The organism is Brevibacillus sp. FSL L8-0520, from assembly GCF_037963895.1.
In the GTDB taxonomy this organism is placed as follows: Bacteria; Bacillota; Bacilli; order Brevibacillales; family Brevibacillaceae; genus Brevibacillus; species Brevibacillus borstelensis.
Window position 1 is genome coordinate 3364607 of record NZ_CP150171.1, and the last position, 21225, is coordinate 3385831.

Annotated in this window: 23 protein-coding genes; 6 read left to right on the forward strand and 17 right to left on the reverse strand. The window is 52.2% G+C overall.

Translation table 11 applies throughout. The features are described 5' to 3' along the window. Positions 1 to 40 precede the first annotated feature (40 nt). The 8 genes from NSQ24_RS16770 to NSQ24_RS16805 all read right to left on the reverse strand — a co-directional run bounded on the left by NSQ24_RS16770 (position 41) and on the right by NSQ24_RS16805 (position 8953). Positions 41 to 442: a VOC family protein gene (locus NSQ24_RS16770; protein ID WP_003386199.1), complete on the reverse strand. Its 402-nt coding sequence runs from the start codon at positions 440 to 442 to the stop codon at positions 41 to 43. Between the two features lie 54 nt (positions 443 to 496). Next, the gene (locus tag NSQ24_RS16775; RefSeq protein ID WP_031932972.1) at positions 497 to 1426 is read right to left on the reverse strand and encodes an RluA family pseudouridine synthase; all 930 of its coding nucleotides are present in this window, start codon (positions 1424 to 1426) and stop codon (positions 497 to 499) included. 53 nt (positions 1427 to 1479) lie between these two features. Continuing rightward, positions 1480 to 1929: a signal peptidase II gene (gene lspA / locus NSQ24_RS16780; protein ID WP_003386201.1), complete on the reverse strand. Its 450-nt coding sequence runs from the start codon at positions 1927 to 1929 to the stop codon at positions 1480 to 1482. Between the two features lie 108 nt (positions 1930 to 2037). Continuing rightward, on the reverse strand, positions 2038 to 2685 hold the full coding sequence (locus tag NSQ24_RS16785; RefSeq protein WP_031932973.1) for a serine/threonine protein kinase: 648 nt from the start codon (positions 2683 to 2685) through the stop codon (positions 2038 to 2040). A gap of 227 nt (positions 2686 to 2912) precedes the next feature. Continuing rightward, positions 2913 to 4178: a group II intron reverse transcriptase/maturase gene (ltrA, locus tag NSQ24_RS16790; protein ID WP_024985202.1), complete on the reverse strand. Its 1266-nt coding sequence runs from the start codon at positions 4176 to 4178 to the stop codon at positions 2913 to 2915. A gap of 612 nt (positions 4179 to 4790) precedes the next feature. After that, entirely contained in the window at positions 4791 to 6203 is a 1413-nt protein-coding gene (locus tag NSQ24_RS16795; RefSeq protein ID WP_339166261.1) for a phosphoglucomutase/phosphomannomutase family protein, read from the reverse strand. Positions 6204 to 6349: 146 nt separating this feature from the next. Continuing rightward, positions 6350 to 8380: a sugar phosphate nucleotidyltransferase gene (locus NSQ24_RS16800; protein ID WP_051925555.1), complete on the reverse strand. Its 2031-nt coding sequence runs from the start codon at positions 8378 to 8380 to the stop codon at positions 6350 to 6352. Between the two features lie 126 nt (positions 8381 to 8506). Next, positions 8507 to 8953 carry a DUF4912 domain-containing protein gene (locus NSQ24_RS16805; protein ID WP_024982951.1) on the reverse strand — a complete coding sequence of 149 codons (447 nt, stop codon included), beginning with the start codon at positions 8951 to 8953 and terminating at the stop codon, positions 8507 to 8509. Between the two features lie 421 nt (positions 8954 to 9374). On the opposite strand from NSQ24_RS16805, the gene NSQ24_RS16810 reads away from it, so the two are divergent. Both NSQ24_RS16810 and NSQ24_RS16815 read left to right on the forward strand, forming a co-directional pair. Further along, positions 9375 to 9701, forward strand: a complete 327-nt coding sequence (locus NSQ24_RS16810) for a helix-turn-helix domain-containing protein (protein ID WP_024985204.1) — start codon at positions 9375 to 9377, stop codon at positions 9699 to 9701. Next, the gene (locus tag NSQ24_RS16815) at positions 9641 to 10525 is read left to right on the forward strand and encodes an IS3 family transposase (protein ID WP_155808033.1); all 885 of its coding nucleotides are present in this window, start codon (positions 9641 to 9643) and stop codon (positions 10523 to 10525) included. Before NSQ24_RS16810 ends, NSQ24_RS16815 begins: the two co-directional genes overlap by 61 nt. Positions 10526 to 10582: 57 nt before the next feature. Here the strand turns inward: NSQ24_RS16815 and NSQ24_RS16820 are convergent, their stop codons facing one another. The 9 genes from NSQ24_RS16820 to NSQ24_RS16860 form a co-directional block, all read right to left on the reverse strand. Then, positions 10583 to 11152, reverse strand: coding sequence for a manganese catalase family protein (locus NSQ24_RS16820; RefSeq protein ID WP_024984275.1), 570 nt, complete (start codon positions 11150 to 11152; stop codon positions 10583 to 10585). 21 nt (positions 11153 to 11173) lie between these two features. Beyond that, entirely contained in the window at positions 11174 to 11443 is a 270-nt protein-coding gene (locus NSQ24_RS16825) for a spore coat protein CotJB (protein ID WP_003386213.1), read from the reverse strand. Continuing rightward, positions 11440 to 11670 carry a spore coat associated protein CotJA gene (locus tag NSQ24_RS16830; RefSeq protein WP_003386215.1) on the reverse strand — a complete coding sequence of 77 codons (231 nt, stop codon included), beginning with the start codon at positions 11668 to 11670 and terminating at the stop codon, positions 11440 to 11442. The genes NSQ24_RS16825 and NSQ24_RS16830 overlap by 4 nt, the downstream gene beginning before the upstream one ends. Positions 11671 to 11974: 304 nt before the next feature. After that, on the reverse strand, positions 11975 to 12763 hold the full coding sequence (locus NSQ24_RS16835; RefSeq protein WP_003386217.1) for a DUF4247 domain-containing protein: 789 nt from the start codon (positions 12761 to 12763) through the stop codon (positions 11975 to 11977). A 12-nt stretch (positions 12764 to 12775) separates the two neighbouring features. Beyond that, positions 12776 to 13282, reverse strand: a complete 507-nt coding sequence (locus NSQ24_RS16840; RefSeq protein ID WP_003386218.1) for a DUF4178 domain-containing protein — start codon at positions 13280 to 13282, stop codon at positions 12776 to 12778. 26 nt (positions 13283 to 13308) lie between these two features. After that, on the reverse strand, positions 13309 to 13713 hold the full coding sequence (locus NSQ24_RS16845; protein WP_003386219.1) for a DUF350 domain-containing protein: 405 nt from the start codon (positions 13711 to 13713) through the stop codon (positions 13309 to 13311). A 220-nt stretch (positions 13714 to 13933) separates the two neighbouring features. Continuing rightward, positions 13934 to 14599, reverse strand: a complete 666-nt coding sequence (locus NSQ24_RS16850) for a PspA/IM30 family protein (protein ID WP_024984277.1) — start codon at positions 14597 to 14599, stop codon at positions 13934 to 13936. Positions 14600 to 14769: 170 nt separating this feature from the next. Next, on the reverse strand, positions 14770 to 16923 hold the full coding sequence (locus NSQ24_RS16855) for a DNA topoisomerase III (protein WP_003386221.1): 2154 nt from the start codon (positions 16921 to 16923) through the stop codon (positions 14770 to 14772). 171 nt (positions 16924 to 17094) lie between these two features. Next, entirely contained in the window at positions 17095 to 18507 is a 1413-nt protein-coding gene (locus NSQ24_RS16860; RefSeq protein WP_122958260.1) for an LCP family protein, read from the reverse strand. 190 nt (positions 18508 to 18697) lie between these two features. Here NSQ24_RS16860 and NSQ24_RS16865 point away from each other — a divergent pair, with 190 nt between their 5' ends. The 4 genes from NSQ24_RS16865 (at position 18698) to NSQ24_RS16880 (ending at position 21193) form a co-directional block, all read left to right on the forward strand. Next, positions 18698 to 19291 carry a TetR/AcrR family transcriptional regulator gene (locus tag NSQ24_RS16865; RefSeq protein WP_003386224.1) on the forward strand — a complete coding sequence of 198 codons (594 nt, stop codon included), beginning with the start codon at positions 18698 to 18700 and terminating at the stop codon, positions 19289 to 19291. Continuing rightward, complete coding sequence (locus tag NSQ24_RS16870; protein WP_003386225.1) at positions 19288 to 19707, forward strand: hypothetical protein; 420 nt, start codon at positions 19288 to 19290, stop codon at positions 19705 to 19707. The genes NSQ24_RS16865 and NSQ24_RS16870 overlap by 4 nt, the downstream gene beginning before the upstream one ends. Positions 19708 to 19786: 79 nt before the next feature. Next, on the forward strand, positions 19787 to 20707 hold the full coding sequence (locus NSQ24_RS16875; protein ID WP_003386226.1) for an NAD(P)/FAD-dependent oxidoreductase: 921 nt from the start codon (positions 19787 to 19789) through the stop codon (positions 20705 to 20707). Between the two features lie 3 nt (positions 20708 to 20710). After that, the gene (locus NSQ24_RS16880) at positions 20711 to 21193 is read left to right on the forward strand and encodes an NUDIX domain-containing protein (RefSeq protein ID WP_339166265.1); all 483 of its coding nucleotides are present in this window, start codon (positions 20711 to 20713) and stop codon (positions 21191 to 21193) included. Positions 21194 to 21225: the final 32 nt, after the last annotated feature.

Genomic DNA, 21225 nt, shown 5'->3' on the forward strand with positions numbered 1-21225 from the left:
ATCCCTAGCGTTTTCCAATCGCATCGCTTTTATGTGACACCTATACCAAGGCTGGCTCCATCAACAAAAACAGATTTCCGTACAGATCGGCAAAAATGGCTTCGCGCCCGTACATCTGATCACGCGGCTCAGTGACAAAGTGCACTCCCCGTTCGCGGAATGTCGCATACGTCTCGTCAAACCGATCCGTCTCCCACACCCACATCGGATTTTTCCCTACCAGGGCCAGCATTTGTTCCGCCGTCTCCTGATCGTGCCAATGCGTCGGGTCGTGCAGCACAATTTCCACTTCCTGCCCCGGGAGTCCGACCGTCAGCCACCAGGCTCCCGAGTCCATTTTGGCACTCATCCGCACCTCAAAGCCCAGCTTTTCCGTGTAGAATTGCAGCGCCTCTTCGCAGTCCCTCACGTACAGCGTGACATGTGCCAGTCTTCGCAGCATACCTTTGCCTCCGTTACTGTGATCATCTTGAAAAAGCCCTTCCAATCGTACGCTTTACGCTTGCCGCAAATAATCGATCACATCGACCATTTCTTCTGGCAGCGGCGCTTCGAACTGCAGGCGCTCCCCTGTTCGCGGGTGGTCAAAGCCCAATGTTTTGGCGTGGAGCGCTTGTCCATCCAGATCAAGCGTGTTCTTCGGTCCGTACTTCGGATCTCCAGCCAGCGGGTAGCCAATGTACTTCATATGTACACGGATTTGATGGGTTCTGCCCGTCTCCAGCTTCAGCTCAACGAGTGTATACTCTTTGAAGCGTTCCAGCACGACAAAATGAGTCACGGCCGGCTTGCTGTTCTCAAAGACGACTGCCATCTGCTGGCGATTTTTCGGATCACGGCCAATCGGCGCGTCAATCGTTCCCATCTCGTGCGGGATGACCCCGTGTACGATCGCCACGTACTTGCGGTCTACGGTATGCTCCTTCAATTGATGGGCAAGCGACAGATGCGCCTTGTCGTTTTTTGCCACCATCAACAGTCCCGACGTGTCCTTGTCGATCCGGTGGACAATACCCGGTCTGAGGACGCCGTTGATCCCGGACAAATCCTTGCAATGGGCAAGCAGGCCGTTCACCAATGTCCCCGAATAGTGTCCCGGTGCCGGATGGACGACCAAGCCCCGCGGTTTGTTGACGACCACGACATCGCTGTCCTCATAAACAATATCCAGCGCCATCTGCTCCGCCTGGATCTCCATTTCTTTCGGCGGCGGTACGCGCAGCGTCACCTCATCGTCGGCAGACAGCTTGTAGTTGCTTTTGATCGGCTCTCCGTTTACAAAGACTCGGCCTTCCTTGATCCAGGCCTGCACCTGAGAGCGGGACCACTCCTCGTTTTGCCCGGTAATAAATTTATCGATGCGCTCTTTTGCATCCGATGGCTCTGCCACCCAGTCATACCTTTCAAACAGCTCCAAATCGTCCATGATACTCTCCTCTGGTGTAGTCACTCTAGTATCCGTCAATATCCGTTTATCCATTAAACGGCCTTGCGCTTGCTATCCAGCAGAACATCGAGCAAAAGCAGCCCCACACCGATGGTAATCGCCATGTCGGCTACGTTGAAAATCGGGAAGTTGATCACGGTCACATCGACAAAGTCAACTACTTTCCCTGTGGTGACGCGGTCAATAAAGTTGCCGATCGCTCCGCCTAAAACCATCGAAAGCGCAAGTGAAACACGCGGTTGGGACTTGCCGATCCGAATAAGCGAGATCAAAATGCCGACCACGACCGCGATCGTGATCACAACGAACAGCATTCGTTGGTTCGCAAGGATGCCGAAAGCCGCTCCCGTGTTGCGATGAGATGTCAAATGAAGCACATCCTGAATCAAGGGAATCGACTGTCCCAGCTCCATATGTTTTACCACCAGAGACTTTGTCCACTGGTCAAGCGCAATAATGGCGGCAGCGATGATAAAGTACATAAATGGAAGTCCTCCTTAAGTCCCGACTACAGACAGCCGCAAAAGATTCACGTCAAAATATTATTGTACCATAGGTGGAATAGCTCAACAATCTCGCCTCTCGGCCACTTACTTTCGCAGCAGCCTGGACAGCTTTTTGTAATAGCGATACCCTCTTCGGATTCCTTCCAAAAGCCAGAGCGGCATTTTCCAGCCGCGGTCTTTGATAAACGGCAAATAAAACCGGTAGTACGCTTTTCGCAGATCACGCCACTTGCTGTCCGGCTTGTCGCTCTTGTAGTAGTCGGAGACGTCAATCAAATAGCCGCGGCCTCGGTCCATCAAGACGTTTTTGCCGTGAACGTCATGTGGAAACAGGCCTTTCGAGCGGGCCTCCTGCAACGCCTCCTCCACATCCTCGATCACCTGGGGAGGGACGGGAATCCCGTAGCGGAAGCAATCGTACAAGGAAATGCCGCGTATCCGCTTCAAGACCAGATAGTGCGGCTCCGCCTGGTAGCATACCGGGAACGAACGTGTCTCCCCCAGTTTCCGGTAGACCTCGACCTCTTGTTCCCAACCCGGCCGTCCCGGTGCGTACAGCTTGACGACGACGTCGGGATAATCGGGATGTCCGAATACGGCCGCATAATTTCCCGTACCGACCAATTCCCATGGATAGGGGGTCGACAGAACGACCACAGGATCATCCGGTGAGCGACTTTCTATTTTTACCGTTTGCAAAAAGGGGGTTAATACATCCCGATGAATGCGCATGTGTCCACTTCTTTCATGAGTAAAAAGCTGGCATTTGGCAGTCTGATGCAAAAAAAGCATCCACTCGTTCCTCCAGACAAGATTTATTGGGCGGGTCGAACGAGACCAAGATAGCTTCTTTTGATTCTAGCAAAACGCCAAAACGGTCGGCAACTCAATCGAGTAGGAGGGGGCGACTAACCCCCGTCCTCTCACACCACCGTACGTACCGTTCGGTATACGGCGGTTCACCAAGCTTGACGAATTTGAGAATATCGTTGCACTAAGCTTTTCAGCCCTTGTTGTTGCCAGTAGGCAATGCCGAGGGCTTTGTGTATATGCGGAGATTTTGTGGTACGCCATGCACCCTTGCGGGTATTTGCAATTTCAATGGCTTTTACGTGAGATATGCCAAGAGAACGAAGTTCTCGATATCTGGTTCTCACGCGTTTCCACTGCATCCACAAACAAAGACGGAGCCTGCGCCTTGTCCATTCCTCAATGGATTGTAGAATGCCCTTCGCGTCTGCAAGGGCGAAATATCCAATCCAGCCCATGAGGTACTGATTTATTCTTTCAATCCGCTTCTCCATCGAGATGCTCCACACCGGATTCGTGATCGTGCGGATTTTCTCTTTTAGCTTGAGGAGGGATTTGGGGTGGATGCGAATCCTTGTCTGTTTTGCAAAGGTAAAACTAAAGCCCAAGAATTTTCGTTTCCATGGTCGGTCTATCGCGCTTTTCTCCTCATTTACTTTTAGCCTTAGTACCTTCTCCAAGTGGTTTTGAATACTCTTCTTTACTCGTTCCCCTGCCCGTTTTGTTTTCACGTAGATATTACAATCGTCTGCGTAGCGGCAGAAACGGTGGCCTCTCTTTTCGAGTTCCTTGTCCAAATCATCAAGTAGGATATTTGCCAAAAGTGGGCTTAACGGCCCACCTTGCGGTGTTCCTTCACTTGATGTTGTACAGACGCCATTTATCATGATCCCCGCATTCAAGTAGGAACGAATCAGTCTTAAAATTCTCTTGTCCTGAACTTTTCGAGCCACACGGCTCATTAGAATATCATGATTTACGCGATCAAAGAATTTCTCTAGATCGATGTCCACCACGAAACGATATCCTTCGGAGATATACGCTTGCGCTTTCCTTACTGCCATGTGAGCGCTACGTTTTGGACGGAACCCATAGCTAGATTCCGAGAAGGTGGGGTCGAAGATCGGCGTTAACACTTGGAGGATGGCCTGCTGAATAAAGCGGTCTACCACGGTGGGAATGCCTAATAACCTTACACCACCGTCAGGTTTCGGGATTTCGACTCTGCGAACAGGTGAAGGTCTATAGGTTCCCCTTTCCATCTTCTCGCGGATGGCTTGCCAGTGTTCACGTAGATAATCGCGTAGTTGTTCGGTTGAAACACCATCGACTCCACCGACACCTTTGTTTTCCTCCACTCGTTGGAGTGCCATCCGTAAGTTTTCCCGTGATAAGACTTTTTCCAGCAAATCCATAATGATGTTCCTTCCTTCGCACATGCGGACTCCGTGCTTGCTGTACGATACTCAGCCCTCTTTTGTACCCTCGGGGCTTCACCCCTGCTCTTCAAAAGTAGTTCCTTGACAGAATTCTGCTTCGACGTACCGTATCAAAAGACATGGATCGCATGCTGACTTGATGTTCGGCCCTTCCCCATTCAAGCGTCCTCTACTCGGGTACTATGGCCTCTGCTGACTTCTGCATGTTCAGCGTCTCCTTACGGAGACGGTTACCAACAGTTGAAGGCGTTTCATGCAGACCTCCCCAGGTAAGAACGATAACTTTCATCCCATGTACCTGCCCAAGTTTACTACTGTATCCCTTGGCTGTATGGGGCTTTGTCTTGTTTGGCAGACTCGCCCGGATACAACAGCCTCAAATTGGGTTCGTGTACCTCAGGTCGGGATTTTGCCGCCGGCTTCCTTCAGATTCGACCTCGCGGTCGACACCCTTGCCTTGAGCTAACGGTTGGTACAGCCAACCCCCGTTCGGGACTTTCACCCTATAGCTATCGCCCATGCTGGGCGCACCAAAAAGGCCCTTTCACCGGAAAAAGTGAAAGGGCCGCCGATTCTACGCGTTGCTGGCTACGAAAACCACTCGCGGATGGCTTCCGTTATCTTGTTCAGCGCTCCGACACTCGCTGCCTCGCAATAAATCCGCAAAAGCGGCTCTGTACCGGACGGGCGGATCAGGACCCAGTGTCCTCCCTGGAGCAAGAGCTTGATCCCGTCCATTCTGTTCACGCCTGTGACAGCATAAGGTCCCACTTTTGCAGGAGAAACGGTCCTGATTTGCTCCAGCCAAGGCGTTTTCTCCGGCAACCGGATGTCCATACGCGTACTGAACAGTTCGCCAATTTCGTCATACACGTCCCGCAGCGTCTGGTCGATGCCTTTCTTTTCCCACGCACACATCTCCGCCAAGAGCAGGTTGATCAGGACGCCATCCTTTTCCGGGATGTGACCCAAAATACTGGCACCCCCGCTTTCCTCTCCGCCCAGCAGCACGTCGCCTCGCATCATTTGGGCACCGATGTACTTGAACCCGACAGGCGTCTCCACCAGCTCCAGATCGTAACGCTCCGCCAACCGATCGAGCAAATGAGTAGTAGCGACCGTCCGAACGATTCTGCCGCGAAGCCCCCTGTTTTTTACGAGATGATAGGCGACCAGAACGAGGATGGCATTGGGCGTCAAATACTGGCCGAACCGGTCCACGACGCCAAAGCGATCCGCATCGCCGTCATTGGCGAGTCCCAATGCCGCTTTCTGCTTGATGACCTCCTGCTTGAGCAAAGAAAGGTGCTGATCCTTTGGCTCGGGCAGCTGTCCGCCGAAAAATGGATCAGCTGTTTCCCGAATCCCGCAGGTTTCTACGCCTGCTTCTGCAAGCATGCGGCTGACATAGCCAATCCCGGCACCGTGCATGGGATCGACCACAACACGAAGATGCGCCTGCCTCATCTTGTCAAAATGGATCATGCGACGCAGATGGGCTTCGTAGTGGGGACGCAGCACAATTACTTCAAGAAGCCTGCGGGCTACTGCTTCCTCAGGGGTGATCGACAGCACTTCTCCCCCGTTTTGAATGCGCTGAATTTCCTCCTCCAGTCTCTCGGTAATCTCCGGCGTTGCCGGTCCCGCGTAATCGGGTATATACTTGATGCCGTTGTATTCGGGAGGATTATGACTGGCCGTGATCATAATCGCCCCGCTGACGGCAAAATGCTTGACTCCAAAAGCGACAACAGGCGTCGGGACGGATTCGTTTGCCAAATACGTCCGAATGCCATTGGCGGCCAGGACACCGGCAACGGCAAGTGCAAAGCGTCTACCCAAAAACCTGGTGTCATGACCGATGATAATGCCTTGCTCCTCCTGACCGATTCCCTTCGTATAAGCAGCAATGGCTTGGGCCACGACCCGTACATTTTCCATCGTAAACTCATCAGCTACGATGGCTCGCCAGCCGTCCGTGCCAAAGCGTATTGCAGTCACATTGTTTCACCTCAGCTCTCTTGCTTCATTTCTCTCGTCTCCTTTATGGATCCATTTAAAATGGAAAGGCTGCAGATTTCCTTCCTCCCACATTTTACGCCGCGATTTTCCCCCTGATAACCATGGACAACCGGCTATCTTTTGCCTCACTGCAAACGGAGCGCAGCCCGTCTCTGAAGAACCAAATCCGCCAGCGAAAGCTCCTTTTTGCAAAGGTAATCTACGATGCACATGAGTATGTAGACAGCATCCAGCTTCGGATGGAAACGGGCCTCATTGGTTCCCTCGCTTCTCGTCTCGCTAAAGATCATTTGCAGATCGGCAAGCTGGTCCTCCGTCAACCGCTCGCCCGTATGGGAAAACAGCTCGAGCGCTTCCCCGCTTTGCAGAAGCCGTACGCCCATATCCGCCTGATAGCTGCTGACGCCGTCGGCAATCGAGCCAACCAAAGCGGTCATTCCCAGTTCAGTGAATAAAGGATATAAAAGGCTAAGCAAAAAACGGGATTCACATTCAACCAGCACTGTATATCCCCTGTGCTTGATTGTTCCGCCATCGACTTGCATAAACAATGCCTGTTTATACGCATCCCAAACGCGATGCTCCACATGCAACTGACCCAAGCGCCCCAGGGAACGAGCGTACATCTCCTGTCTACATGACAACTCGATGCTTTGCTGCATCTCACGGTTGATGGGCAGTCCGTCTTGATCCGCAAATCGAAGCGTTACCTGCTTTTCTCCATGCTGCTTTGCCATCTGGATATGGATGCCGCCGGTGCAGGAAAGGCTTTGTACACCATAGCGAAGCTGAGGCGCAATACCGACACCGAAATCGATTGTATCAATCCCTGCTGCACATAGGCTGGTCATGACGCTATGCTTGAGCAATTGAGCAAATGGATGATCGCAAGCGCAAAGCGCTATTCGGCTCCCCGGCGGAAGCTGATAGGCGTAGGCAGCAGCCAGTCGGGAAACAAACTCCGGGGTTATGTCAACATTCCCTATCCCCGTAATGCCTTGGCTGTCAAACAACCTCCTCGGCTGCGTATTGCCGAAAATAACCGTATGGTTCACCGTTGCTCCTTCCTCAATTCCTTTGTGGGGCCAGATCAGCACACCGGCTTTGACACTGGCTGCGCGTCCGATGCGGCAACCATCCCCCACGACTGTGTTCTCCCCGAGCAGGACGCAATCGCCGATGCTTGTGTTTCTCCCGAGGATACTGCCCGACACATCCGCTTGCATCCCGATATAGCTGTTTTCCCAGAGGATCGTTTGTGTCAATGCTGACCCTTCTGCTACGACAGATCGGCTCCCGATGACAGAGTAAGCCCCAACCGATGTCCCTGTTTGCAGGTGGACCCCTTTTCCGATCAGGAGCGGTCCTTCCAATCTCACAGAGGCATCGATTGCAAGATCTCCCTCCACATAAATTCCGGGAGCCAGCTGCCTCGCGGGGATAGCCCTGTCCACCTTGCCGTCCAGCAGATCGCATTGAACCTGCTTGTATTCCATCAGCGAGTGTATTTTCGACCAATACGCCTTCATGACATAACCGCTCAGAGGGATTCCCTGTTGGAAAAGCGAGTGAACAAGCTGTTCCGGTTCCGCTAGTTCGCCTTCATCCTCAAGCAGCGAAAAAATCTCCGGCTCTATCAACACAATTCCCGTACCCAAGGCAAAACTGCCTTCTTCGACTGATTGTTCCGCAACCCCTGTTACGTTGTCTTCCCGATTTGTCCATACGTGGAGACCTTGTAAACGAGACTCGTCACCAGACAGCACCAGAGTCGCCATCGAACGCCTTTCCCGATGGAAGCCAATGGCTTCCGACAGATTGCAGTCGGTCAAGATGTCTCCGCGAATGACGACGCTTGTATCATTCAGAAATTCCGCAAGGCTCTGCCGATTTTTTTCATCGCCTGCAGACAGCCTCTGCTCCTCAAAATAGGTAAGTGCAACGCCGAACCGGGAACCGTCGCCAAAGTAATCCCGAACCAGCTCGGGAAGGTACTCTAGCGAAACGGCAATATCTGTAATGCCATGCTGCTTTAAGAGCTCGACCGTGTACTCCATGCACGGGCGATTCAATAGCGGTACCATCGCTTTTGGAGTACGCACGGTCAATGGAAGGAGCTCTTCGCCCTTTCCGTCCGCCAAGATTACAGCCTTCATCCACGGTACCTCCTTGTTTGCACAATCATCCGGAACCCCCGGGAAAGAAGCGTACGTTTACTCTATTCCGATTTTCCGGCCAATAGAACAAAACGGCGGATTTACTGCTTGAAATGAATTTGTCCTCTATCGGCTGCCTCCCGCATGCAGTCTTTGCCAAAACATCTGATTCCTCGCTGGCATCGTCACTGGCTCCGAGCGCAGGACAGGACAAAATCGTCTATCGTGAAATAATCCGAAATCAACGAGATACGTTCCACCCGGGCGCAAGCGATCAACAACAGTTTCCCTTGTATCCGCCTGCACGCAAATCTCTCTGATCGGATGAGGAGGTTTGCCATTTATTCGCAGATTCGTGGCATCGTACACACGAAGCCCTTGGGCTACTTCTTGTTCGTCAGCCTGCAGGTAGGAAGCAATCATCCGCAGCCGGGCTGCGCCTATTTCCCACTTTACACAGAAGGCGTCAGGTCTTTTTACAGCAGTCAAGATTCTGTTGTGGCCAAACGGACACGGGCTCTCCTGAGAATCGGACTTCGACTGTGAATGGATTGGAACTGGTTGAATGAGCACCGTACATCGCTCCCTTCTGTCGTATTCCCATATGTAGTTCTTCTCTCCTATCCCACGAAGACTGTTTACGGATCAATCACCATTGCAATCATAGCGGAAGTGGCAGACAAAAACTGTCGAACGCTGCAAACATATCGCTTGTTCTTTTGTCGAGTAAACAGCTCTTTTTCGTCATCATCGTACAAAAATCGTTTTGACCGTTTTGATTGGAGGGAATCACTTAAAATTGTTGCATCTTGAACGAGGAGAAAATTTATGGAAAATCTCTACATCGTAAGCAGCTATTTCCAGTGACCTCGGGCTACATAGCTGTTTCAACTCAAAAGAAAAGAGCCCACCTGTGCGGTGAAGTGCACCCCTTAGAATGGACATTGGATTAAACCCCTGGTAAATCCGATGAAATTTAAGGGGTGCATTTTTTATGGTGAAAAAGGGGCAAACGTTTAGAAGTTATTCTCACGAATTAAAGGTGGAAGCCATACGACTGCATATCGAAGAAGGATGGACATACCGTCGAATCATGGAGCATCTGGGGATTCCGGACCGCCACCGGCTTAAAGTATGGATGAAAAAATATAAACAGTTAGGCGAATTTGGGTTGATGGATCAACGAGGTAGACGTGAAGAATATGTTGATCAAGATCGATATGTTAAAAAGCTAAAACGAGAGAACTCGATGCTAAAAAAGTGTTTGAAAATCTGGATGCGGGAGGTGCAGCCCATAAGTATGAGGCGATCAAGCAAGTAGCTGGTGAGTATACGACTAGTGAACTTTGCAAGCTGTTTGGAGTCTCAAGAAGTGGATACTATGCATACTTGAAACGGCAACAAGCGGACCGGGACAAGCCCGTGAAAGACCTCATCAAAGTAGTTTATAAGAAGTATGATGGTAAATATGGGTATCGACAAACCCAGCTGTTTCTCTTACGAGATCACGGGGTATGGGTCAACCATAAGAAGGTACTACGTCTGATGCAAGAAATGAAGCTCCGTTCTCGAATACGCCGCAAATATCGAGGTCACTATGCTTCAACCGAAGGTGGACGAGTCGCTGAGAATGTGATGCAGCGGAATTTCAAAGCGGATGCACCTAATCGAAAATGGGTAACCGATGTCACACAGTATCGTGTCGCGGATACGTGGCTCTACCTGTCTGCTATTAAGGATTTGTTTAATAATGAGATTGTGGCTTACCACATTGGAGTTCGCAACGACAATCAGTTGGTCCTACGGACCTTTGAGAAAGCCTTTAAAAAGACGAAAGACGTGACTGGACTGATCGTTCACAGCGATCAGGGATTCCAGTACACGTCCTACGCTTACCACGACATGTTGCCGAAGGTTGGCGCCCAAATCAGCATGTCTCGGAGAGGCAACTGTTATGATAATGCCTCGATGGAGAGCTTCTTCTCGCATCTCAAAACGGAAGGGCTCTACCCTTATGATATCCGAAGTGTGGATGAGGCACAAAGGCGAATTGAGGAATATATTCAATTCTACAACCAAAGTCGACCACAACGAAAATTAAAAAGGCTGACGCCTGTTGAATTCAGACGTCAGCTGTCGGTCTAACGGTCGGGTTTTTTCTTACTGTCCACTAAATGGGGTCTTGACCACGGTGGCCCCGGGCTAGAAAAACTTTTTCCGATCTCGTTCTTCTTTCAGTATTTCCACTGCTTCCCTGAAACGAAGCGAGTGAATGACCTCCCGTTCACGCAGGAATTTCAGACCGTCCTGCAAATCCACGTCATCGGTCATATCGATCAGCCACTGATAGGTCGCTCTCGCTTTTTCCTCTGCGGCGATGTCTTCGTAGAGGTCGGCGATGGGATCGCCCTTGGCTTGGATGTAGGTTGCAGTCCAGGGGACGCCGGATGCATTTTGATAAAACAATGCCTTGTCGTGGTTGGCGTAATGATCGCCAAGCCCGTTTTCTATCAGCTGCTCGGGCGTAGCGTCTTTCGTCAGTTTGTAGACCATCGTCGCGATCATTTCAAGATGAGCGAACTCTTCCGTCCCGATATCTGTCAATAGGCCGATGACCTTGTCAGGAATCGAGTACCGCTGGTTCAGATAGCGGAGAGCCGCAGCCAGTTCACCATCCGCGCCCCCGTACTGCTCAAGCAGGAATTTTGCCATACGCGGATCGCATTTGCTCACGCGGACAGGATATTGCAGTTTCTTTTCATACACCCACACGATGTGTTCTCCTCCTCGTCTTTATACCTGCCAGGGCCAAGGCGTGTCGTTCCACTGCCACGGGTAACCAGAAAAACTGAGACCAAATTGCAGCAGCGGTCCGTAGCTTGCTTCAAATTCACAAGCAACCTTCCAGCGCTCCTCGGATATTTGGTTGAACTGCTGCAGCGCGTCAGCGTCATTGCTATGTGTATCGAGATAGAGCGTCAATTCGACCAAGACGAAATCGAGTGCCTGCAGTTGATGCAATAGTTGGTAGTATCGCTCGTCAACAGGCTTTGGTTCATTCATTTTTTTCTCCTCCCTTCGCTCCTGTCGCCGCGTCCTTCATAAGGGCTGTACAGCTCTGGCCACAGTGTGCCGTGGAATAGCGCCTCACGAGGTGAAAACTGCGGCAAATTGGGAGGTTGGAAGTGAATAAATAGCTGCGGCGGAACCACATATGTCTTCACTCGTTGCGGAGGGCAAGGATCAAACGGGCTGACATACGGATAATAGACTCGGTACTGGGAGTACAATGCTGGAACCTCCTTGGGGATAGGTCTTTGACTAACCACTACCACTCTATGACAATTACCCATGCCCGGTGTTGGGCAATCGCCCGATTCGCGTAAATAAAAATCGTCTATTTGCGTATGACAATCGTTCCGGTCACAGGTCAATGCGTCCAATTCTCCGCCTCTCAGCTTTAGGAGAAGAAATGTCTGTTCCTCTCCGTCAGTTATTGATGATGAAAAAATGCATGCGATTACGATTGGAAATCCTGCATGTATGTACAAACAAAAAAGACCCGCTTCTGAAAGCGGATCTTTCTCATACGGATTATCTTCTCTTGGTTATTCGTCCGTAGCCCCCTACCTTCGTACGCGGCGGCGATTTGCTTCGGGGCGTGGAAAAGATCGACGACTTCTTGCTGGAGCTGCTGTCAGAAATGCTGCTGCCCTTGCTTGAGGTTCGGGTAATTTTTCCTTTCTTGCTCGAGCCTGAAGACGTATCCACCGGCTTCTTGGTGATGCTGCCCTCGGAGCCGACGGTCGTATCTTTTCCTTTCGCTCCCCGTTTGATGATGCTGCCGGTTCCCTGCGTTGTGATCGGCGGAGCCTTCTTTATCTCTTCTGCAGTAGGTGTACGGTACGTCCCTGACGGTTTGTACACTTCCTTGGTCGTGTAGCCCCGGTACGTACCCGGATAGCTTTTGTGGCCATCGAACAGATCACTCAGGATGCTTGCAAGGATGTACCCTTCGAGGAAGGACGGATTGTAGTTTTGTCGAACAAATTCCTTGCTGTCCACTTCGATGAGCGTATCTGAAGGCTTGGCCTCATCCTGCTGCAAATGATACCATTCATCCGAGTAGACCAGAAACATGTGTTTCTCGTCCTCTTTGGAGATTTCGTCCGGCTCTCTTTGCGCGGACAACTCCTTGGCCACTTCCGGCACCGTTTTATTTTCAGCGCGGTAAACGCGGGAGGTCTGGCTTCCGTCTTTGGAAATCACAGATTCCAGCGGATAGGTTTCACCTACTGATTGGGTGTTGCACCCTGACAAGGCAAGCAGCAACAGGGCCGGGACCAGGATGAGCTTGATCGCTTTATACAGTGCCTGTCGCATGTCTCTCCCCCTTTACGTCCCGCGAATAATCTGCACGTCGGCCGGCAGGATGCTCTCCCCTTCATACAGCATAATGCGTCCGTCTTGCCACTCGATTCTGAGCAGCCGCCGGTCATCTGATTGGAACTGCCAAATATGCTGCTCCCCCGAGGATTGGAACGCTGTGCTTCCCGTCGCCGTCACCTTTCCGGAAAATTGCTCCTCCAGATGGTAGGTGGCATCGTCCAATTCAATCGTGCTCGGGATTTCATCCACTGAATCCAGCCGCCCGTCAATGACGTCATATAGCTGATAAACCGTCCGCTCCCGCTCTTCAATCAAAAAGTAGCGCACTCGATTGCCATCCTGCAAAGTGAGCATCACAGCGTTCCGGTTGAGATTGCGGGTCTTGCCCGTCACTTGATAGGTCTCCAGCGAGACTTCGATGACATCTCCCGGTCCGATCGCAAGCAAGCTCTCTTCCTCATGAGGAGGCTCATGCTTGGCAAAGATGTTTTGGATTCTCTTCCATACACTCATTGGTGAACCCCTCTCAATCTAACCATTTACAGACAGGCCCCCAAAATCAATGCTCCAACGACATGAAAGGACCCGGCCAGGAGCGCATACGCTACCATTCCCTGCTGGGTGCCTTCATCCAGATCCAGGCCTGTAAACGTTTTTAACAGCCTTTCCACCACAAATTCCAAAATGAACAAGATGATAAAAGATACCACCGAGACGAGCAGCGCTTCCCACAGGTCATTGGATGTCGCAATCGACTGCGACAGAATGTATCCCTGTGCAAACAGCTTCATCACAAATCTCGTCGTGACGGCCACATTGCCTTTTTTCATTTCCGTCAAATCTTTGTATCTGGTAAACAAGGAATCTATCCACATGAGCACAAACAACAAGATAGCCCCTGCTCCCGTCCAAACGAGCATGGCGAGAATTTCTCTCCAGGCCACTGACAATCCCCCCACGCATCAAGTTCATTCAATCCGGAAAATCCCGTGCCTTCGTCTTTCCCTCGGCTCCAACCGTCTCTGCTGATAGAAAGCCGGCTTTGCCAAGCCTTGGCTGAACGCAGTGCCCAAGGGGACACGGGCTTCAATAGTTGTACTATCGGTCCATTACGCATCATTTCGTTACTTCCTGCGACGAAAAAAGGGGGACCGCCCAGGCGGCTTACCCCTCGTATTTTTTCATCAGCGCAGCAAGCTCGTCTTCAACCTGCTGATCCTTGCTCAGTTTGGCAATTTCTTCGTCCAGAGAGGATTGTTTCTTGTACAGCTCTCCGCTCGCTTCCGCTTCTGCTTCCAGCTGCATCGCTTTTTCTTCCATGCGCTTCAGCCCGGCCATAGCAGTACTGGAGTCGAACCCGGACATCGATTGGTTGATTTGCTTTTGCGCTTTGGCGGCATTCACGCGTGCAGCCAATGTTTCCCGTTTGTTTTTCAGCTCGGTAATCTGCTTGCGCATTTCTTCCAGCTTTTCGCGCAGCATATCGGCAGCAGCCTTGTTTTGCTCATAGCTTGTTTTGTACTCGGCCATTTTTTGCTCGGCTGCTTTCTTTTCTTCCAGCGCGCGGCGAGCGAGGTCGATATTTTTCGCCTGCGCTGCGACATGGGCCTGCTCATCGCGTTTTTTCACCAGGGCTTCCTGCTCTTCATACAGTTGTTTGAATTTCTTTTCCAAAACGATCTGAGCAGCCACCGCTTTTTCCGCTTCCGCCAGGTCTTCCTGCATGTCACGCAGGTATTGGTCGGTCATTTTAATCGGATCTTCCGCTTTTTCTATAAGCGCATACAGATTGGACATGGTCAGGTCGCGAAGTCTTTTAAAAATGGACATAGGTCTTTTCCTCCTCGGATAAGGAACTTGGAAATACAACTTTAGACGCTGTACCTCTTTCTCTATATAGGTACGGATGAGTACAAAAGAAGTTTCAAAAAACGATAGGACTCAGGGCAGAGAAACTCTTTTCGCTCCCCGATCACCCATTCAAGGCTTCAGCGCCAGTATTACGAGTCCTGTTCGACCTTCACTCTTTTCTCCTCCTCGTCCCAAACCAGATAGGCGTCAAAACTCTCCTGTCCTTTTTTAAATCCCTTGATCTTGTTGCTTTTGCCCTGCTCCATCAGCTTCTTGGCATTGGTTTCGGTAATCTTCTTGCCCATGATCTGCTTGGAGATGGTCACGCTGCATTTTGTCTTTTGGTAGTTGCTGCAGCCGTAGAAATCTCCCTTGTCTACCAGATCTCCGCCGCATACCCGGCAGGCGGCCACCTTTTTGCCGAGTCTGAATCGCGAAGCCTGTTTGGGCAGGGCCTGGACATCGTAGTCCTGCAGGTTCCATTCCTTCGATTGCTCCACGGCGTCCTGGACGATCTTATGGGACAATTTTCGCACTTGCTCCATGAACGCCTGGGCAGACGCCTGTCCCTGGCCAATCTCGGCCAGACGCTGCTCCCAACGCGCCGTCATCTCGGCGGATGCCAGAATCTTGTCTCCAATCACTTCGATCAAGAGAATGCCTTTTTGCGTGGCAAACACCTGGTTCCGTTTTACCTCGATGTACTTGCGCTGCTTCAGCATGGCGATGATCCCGGCTCTGGTCGCTTCCGTCCCCAAGCCTTCCGTCTTCATCAGGACCTTTTCCAGCTCCTGGTTGTCTAAATGCTTGCCCGCCGTTTTCATCAAGGTGATCAACTGGCCTTCCGTGTATCGCTTGGGCGGCTGCGTCTTGCTCTCCTTTACCTTTACCTTGTGCACGCTGCCCTCTTCGCCCTCTGCAAGCGGCGGCAAAATCTCATCGTCGCCGTCCTTCTCCTGGTCAAACAACACGGTTCGCCAACCGGCACGCACCTGAACCTTTCCCTTGCTGACGAACTCTGCCCGTCCCTCCACCAGCGTCAGCACGGTCGTATAGTCAAATAATGCGCTCTCGCAGTGGGCGGCGATCAGCCTGCGCGCCACCAGGTCGTAAATTTTGCGCTCTTCATCAGGCAGCTTCGCGACGTTCGGCACCTGCTCCGTCGGGATGATCGCATAGTGGTCCGTCACTTTCTTCTGATTGACGTAGCGGCTGTTCCCTGCAAGCGATGTCTTGGGCGTCGGAAAATAGCCGCTGAACGCCGGCTGCTTTGCCAGCTTGGCGAGAATATCGGGAAAGGTCCGCGCCTCCTCCGTGGTGACGAAGCTGGAATCGGAGCGCGGGTAGGAAAGATATCCTTTCAGGTAGAGCTTCTGTGCCACTTCAAGCGTCTTTTGCGGCGAGAACTTGTAGAGCTTGTTGGCGGTTGCCTGCAATGCCGAGAGATTAAACAGATAGGGCGGCAAATACTCCTTCCGTTCCTGCTTCACCTCTTTTACAGAGGCTGACTTCCCGCGGCAAAAGGCGGCGATCCGCTCTGCCATCTCCGCCTGGTCGATGCGGGACTGCCCGTCCTTTTGCCAGACGCCCTCGTACTTCTTGCCATCGATCTGAAAAGTGGCCAGCACCTCCCAAAACGGTTCGGGCTTGAAGTTCGCGATTTCCTTTTCGCGCTTGACGACCAGCGCAAGTGTCGGGGTCTGAACCCTCCCCGCTGAAAATACATCGTTGATCCCCTTGTTCTTCAGCAGAATCGTGTAGACACGGGAGGCGTTCATGCCGATCAGCCAGTCGGCACAGGAGCGGCTGTAGGCTTCCTGATACAGGTTTTGCGTCTCCGTTTCGTCCAAAAGCGACTCGAAGCCCGCGACAACGGCCTTCTCGGTCAGAGAGGAAATCCACAAGCGCTTCATCGGTTTTTTCACGCCGCACTGTTCGATGATGGTCCTGACGATCAACTCGCCTTCTCTCCCCGCATCACCGGCGTGGATAATTTCACGAACATCAGACCGTCTGAGGAGCTGCTTGATGATGGCAAACTGCTTGGCTTTGGACCGTGTCACCTGATGGCGAAACGTCTCCGGAATCAGCGGCAGGCTTTGCAGTGTCCATCTTTTCCAGGCTGGATTGTACGCTTCCGGGGGAACGAGCTCACAGATGTGGCCGATCGCCCATGTGACGAGCGCCCCCTGGGGAAACAGGCGATTGGGGGCGATCTCAAGAAATCCCTGCTTTTTTCTATGTGTAAAGGGGCCGGCCAGTTTCATGGCTTGGTCCGGCTTTTCTGCTATGACAACCTTCATTTCCTCGTTCTCCCTATGCTATTTGTACAGGTTTTGTTGAAAAGCTTGTTCCCGTTCATTTTACACTATCCGCTTCCCTCCTTGCGAGCGGATGGAAAGCACAAAAAGGGAGCAGTCTCCTGCCCCCGTTTCCCATATGCTCGTTATTCGCTTCTCGAATGCAGCCTCGGTCTATCCGGTCTGACCGTTGTCGGCTCCCGCTGAAGGCGGACTCGGCACCCACTGCTGCGGATTGACAATGTCGGGAGGCGGCATGTCTGCCGGCGCAGGCTGACCTTCACCTCCCGGAACAGGAACCGCACCACCTTGCCCTTCTCCCGGTGCAGTATTGACATCCGGCTGCATATCACCTGGGGGCTTCGGAGGCTGCGGACTCGTTTGCTGCTTGGTTGAGCCAGAGTCCGGCTTTGCGGACGGCGGCTTAGCCGGAGTTGCATGACTTCCGCTGCCGGTGGACGGTTTTGTTCCCCCGGAAGGCTTGCGGGGCTCCGCACGGGCTACCTCCGCGATCGCAGCGTCGTTCATCGCGATTTCGGATTGAGCGCCCCGCTCGCTTTGCAGAATGCGGCGGATCTCATTCATGTTTTCCCGCGGCCACAGCGTATACAGCAGGCGGGAATCCCACAGCGCCCCGTTGTCAAGCGAAACGATGTCTTTCGAAGAGAATTTGCTGAAATCCATGGCCAAGCCTTTGATTTGATCCTTCGACAAATCGGTTTTCACATGCTTGCCGGCTGTTTCCAAAACAGCCAGGGCCTTCGTCAGTCCATCAGCAGAGGTCATCTTGTCGGTAACGGCTTTGATCACCTCTTGCTGCCTCCTGTTCCGGTCGAAATCGCTTGAATCGTATTTGCTACCCCTTCTGTCTATACGATGGCGGACATAGCCGAGAGCCTGCTCGCCATTCAGCACCTGTTTGCCAGCCCTCAGCGTCCGGTAAACACCCCCGCGCGGCAATTCGTAGACCAGCTCGCGGTCGACAGTTACCTCGACTCCTCCCAATTTGTCGATAACGGCCTTGAAGCCTTCAAAATCAAGCAGGATATAGTGGTCGACCGGGATGCCAAACATGCTCTCCATCGTTTTTTTCAGGATGGTCACACCGTTTTCGGTCACAGGCTCTCCCTTTTTCTCCGCCTGCTGCCTCAGCCCTTCTCCAATGGCGAATACTCCGTTGATCTTGTGGTATTCCGGGTAGCCGGGCACCTTTACCCGCGTATCCCGCGGAATGGAGACCATGCTCACCTTCTTGTCATCCGGATCAGCGACAGCCAGCATGAGAACATCCGTATTCAGCATGCCGATGTTCTGGCGTGTATCCGTCCCGATGATCAGGATCGAAAGCGATTTGTTTTCTTCGTAATGCTGTTCGACTACGGGCTGATCCGGCAATTTGTACGGGTTCTCGGTTACCTCCGTCAGCGTGTCATCCAGCTTGGAGAGGACATATCCCCCGCCGATGATGGCTGCTAGCAGAAGCATGCTGCCGGTCAACATGAGCCACAGCTTGAGACCCTTTTTGCTCCGCTTGGTCCGCCTCTGCTTTGCCGTCGGCACTCCGTTCTTTTGTGTATTCCCCAACATCCAGTCACTCCCTCGAAAAGACAGAGAAGTTTTTGTTCTTGTAAAATTATGTCTCATTCTACCATACCCGGGTCTATTTTTGTAAAACTTTGGTGAAGGCTGCTTGACGATGCCATTTTTTTCTCCTATTATGAAAATCACAATAGAGTTAGTCATTCAACTAACTAATCAATGTCAAGAGGGTGAGTATATGGCCAAACCGAACGTCATCTCTCGTCAGGAATTGCTCCAATCTGCCCGTCAGGTAATCGCAAGCCACGGGATGCAGGCCCTTACCTTGAAAGCTGTGGCCGAGGGAGCAGGCGTTACCCAAGGAACGGTGTACTACCATTTTCGCAACAAAGAACAACTGCTTCTCGAGTTGATTAAAGAAATGTGTCAGGATTCCTGGCATGACCTTCTGGCAGATGCCGGCCAAGGCGAAGCCATTTTGGAAAAGGCGCTCGCTTCCGCCCGGAGCCGCTGTACCCATGATTCTCCGTATCATCGCGTCTATTTCTCCTTGATCGCTGCGGGTATCTATCAGGACTCATTGCGCAGCGAGCTGGCCCTGCTGCAGGACCAGGAAAATCAAGCGCTTGGCGAGATTGTCAAAAAATTCGCGGGGGAGCGTACACCTGTTGATATTCCAGCCGAACGCTGGGCCCCTCTGTTCAATGCGTGGATTGACGGACTCGCCTTGCAGGCGCTGCTGTCGCCCACCTTTGATGCCGATCAGGCGTATGCCGACCTCGCTCATGTCATTTCATTTCTTGTTGGAAGGAAAGGAGCCGAATCACGATGAAACTGTCAACACGCGAATGGGTCACTCCGGTTGTCTCCGGCGCAATAGTCTGGCTGCTGGTCACGTTATTTTTCCGTTACTTTGGCCATCACGTACTTGTCAGTGTGACACACGACCTGTTTTTCCCCGTCTTTCTCGGACTGGAAGCTGTCACGGCCATCGCTCTTTACTTGGTGGGCCTTTCCTACCACCTGATTGATCCATCAAAGTACGGCCTCGTCCGCTTCGGGATGCTTGGCACAGCCGTAGGACTAATGCTGGACAGCATCTCCCTTTCGAATCACACTCTCTTCTTCCCGCACATGAGTGATGAGCAGGTGCTTTCCTTCTCGGTCTGGGTGGTCTTTGCCTACGGGTTGTACATCTTGATCCCGGCCTGGCAGAACACTCTTGCACTCGCCCGTCGAAAGGGGTAGTCTAAAACTGTCTGGATCATCATAGAAAGCATATATATAGAGAGCGTTTGGCAGTCTCTTTTTGGAAAGGGGGACTCGTGTGGAACATGTTCAGGTACTTATCGCTGGCGGCGGCATAGCGGGAATGTCGGCCGCCATTTGGTGCGAACGGCTCGGGTTGTCCTGCATTCTGATCGAGAAAACGGATCGGTTGGGCGGCCAGCTGGCGCAAATCCACAATGAAATCTGGGATTTTCCTCCGCATATTTACGCGGACGGAACGAACCTTCTTGAAGAGCTGCAAAGTCATAAAGTGCTTCGAAGCCTGCAAGTCCGGTTTGGTGAAGCGCTGACCTCGGTCGATCCCACCAAGCGAAAGGTAACAACCACGCGGACGGCCTATCAGACAGACTATCTGATCGTTGCGACAGGCGTAAGCCCTAATCAGATTCCTGCCCTCGCGGATTGTTCCAAGGTACTGGCCCCCTGGTTTTCCACTACCGCCGAGGCGGAAGCAGTCACCGGAATGGACATCGCCGTCATCGGCGGAGGCGATCGTGCAGCGGAGAGCGCCTACAATCTGAGCCGCTATGCACGGACGGTTCACCTCTTGGTGAGAAGCGCCCACATGCGGGCCCGCTCCCAGTGGAGAGAACGACTTTCCACGCTTCCTTCGCTGACGATTCTGTGGGAAACGGAGGTCGCCGCTTGCTCGGAGCGGGATGGAAAAGCTGTTTTGTCCCTTCGCTCCTTTCGTCCGGATACGCCTTCAACAATAAGCGTCGATCGCATTTTGCCCAGAATTGGGGTTCACGGCAATGTTGACGGGTTAGACAGCCTTTTGGGAGAAGAAAATTCCCGCTATCTGCCGGCAGACAATTATCAGCAGGTCAAAGGGACAGAATGGATTTACGCGATCGGTGATGTCACCAACGGTGCGGATTATGGCAGCCTGTCTTTGGCGGCAGGTCAGGCGATGAAGGCAGTAAAGCACATTTCACTCCAACTGAAGGAGCAGTGAAGCATGCATGAATTCGTAGATGACTTCGGCTTCGCGGTTACCCTTACCTTTGATCCTGCCGTCTTTCGCCAGCGTACCGCCAAGCACGTCCTCGTCTTCCCCTTTTGGCAAGGAAAGCTGGTGTTTACCCGTCATCGGACGCGAGGGATTGAACTTCCCGGGGGAAAAGTCGAGCCCGGTGAAACAAGCCTGTCCGCCGCCGTCCGGGAGACCTTTGAAGAGACGGGTGCTGTCCTGGAAGCAATCGAGAGGATCGGTCAGTACACGGTTGGCGGTGAAATCGTAAAGGATATCTACATAGCCCGGGTGCTGCATCTTGCGGATCTCCCAACCGGAACCGATGTGGAAGAAGCCGTTTGGTTTGAGGAAATACCCGTAGCGGTAAAAGGGCAAAAACCGTTTAGCCGATATTTGTATGATGACTTCTATCCGTTGACGCTTGAGCAAGCAAGGCGCCATCCCTTTTCCGCGAATGTGAAAACATGAAGAGACAGGCATCTCCTTTAAAAAGGCGGATG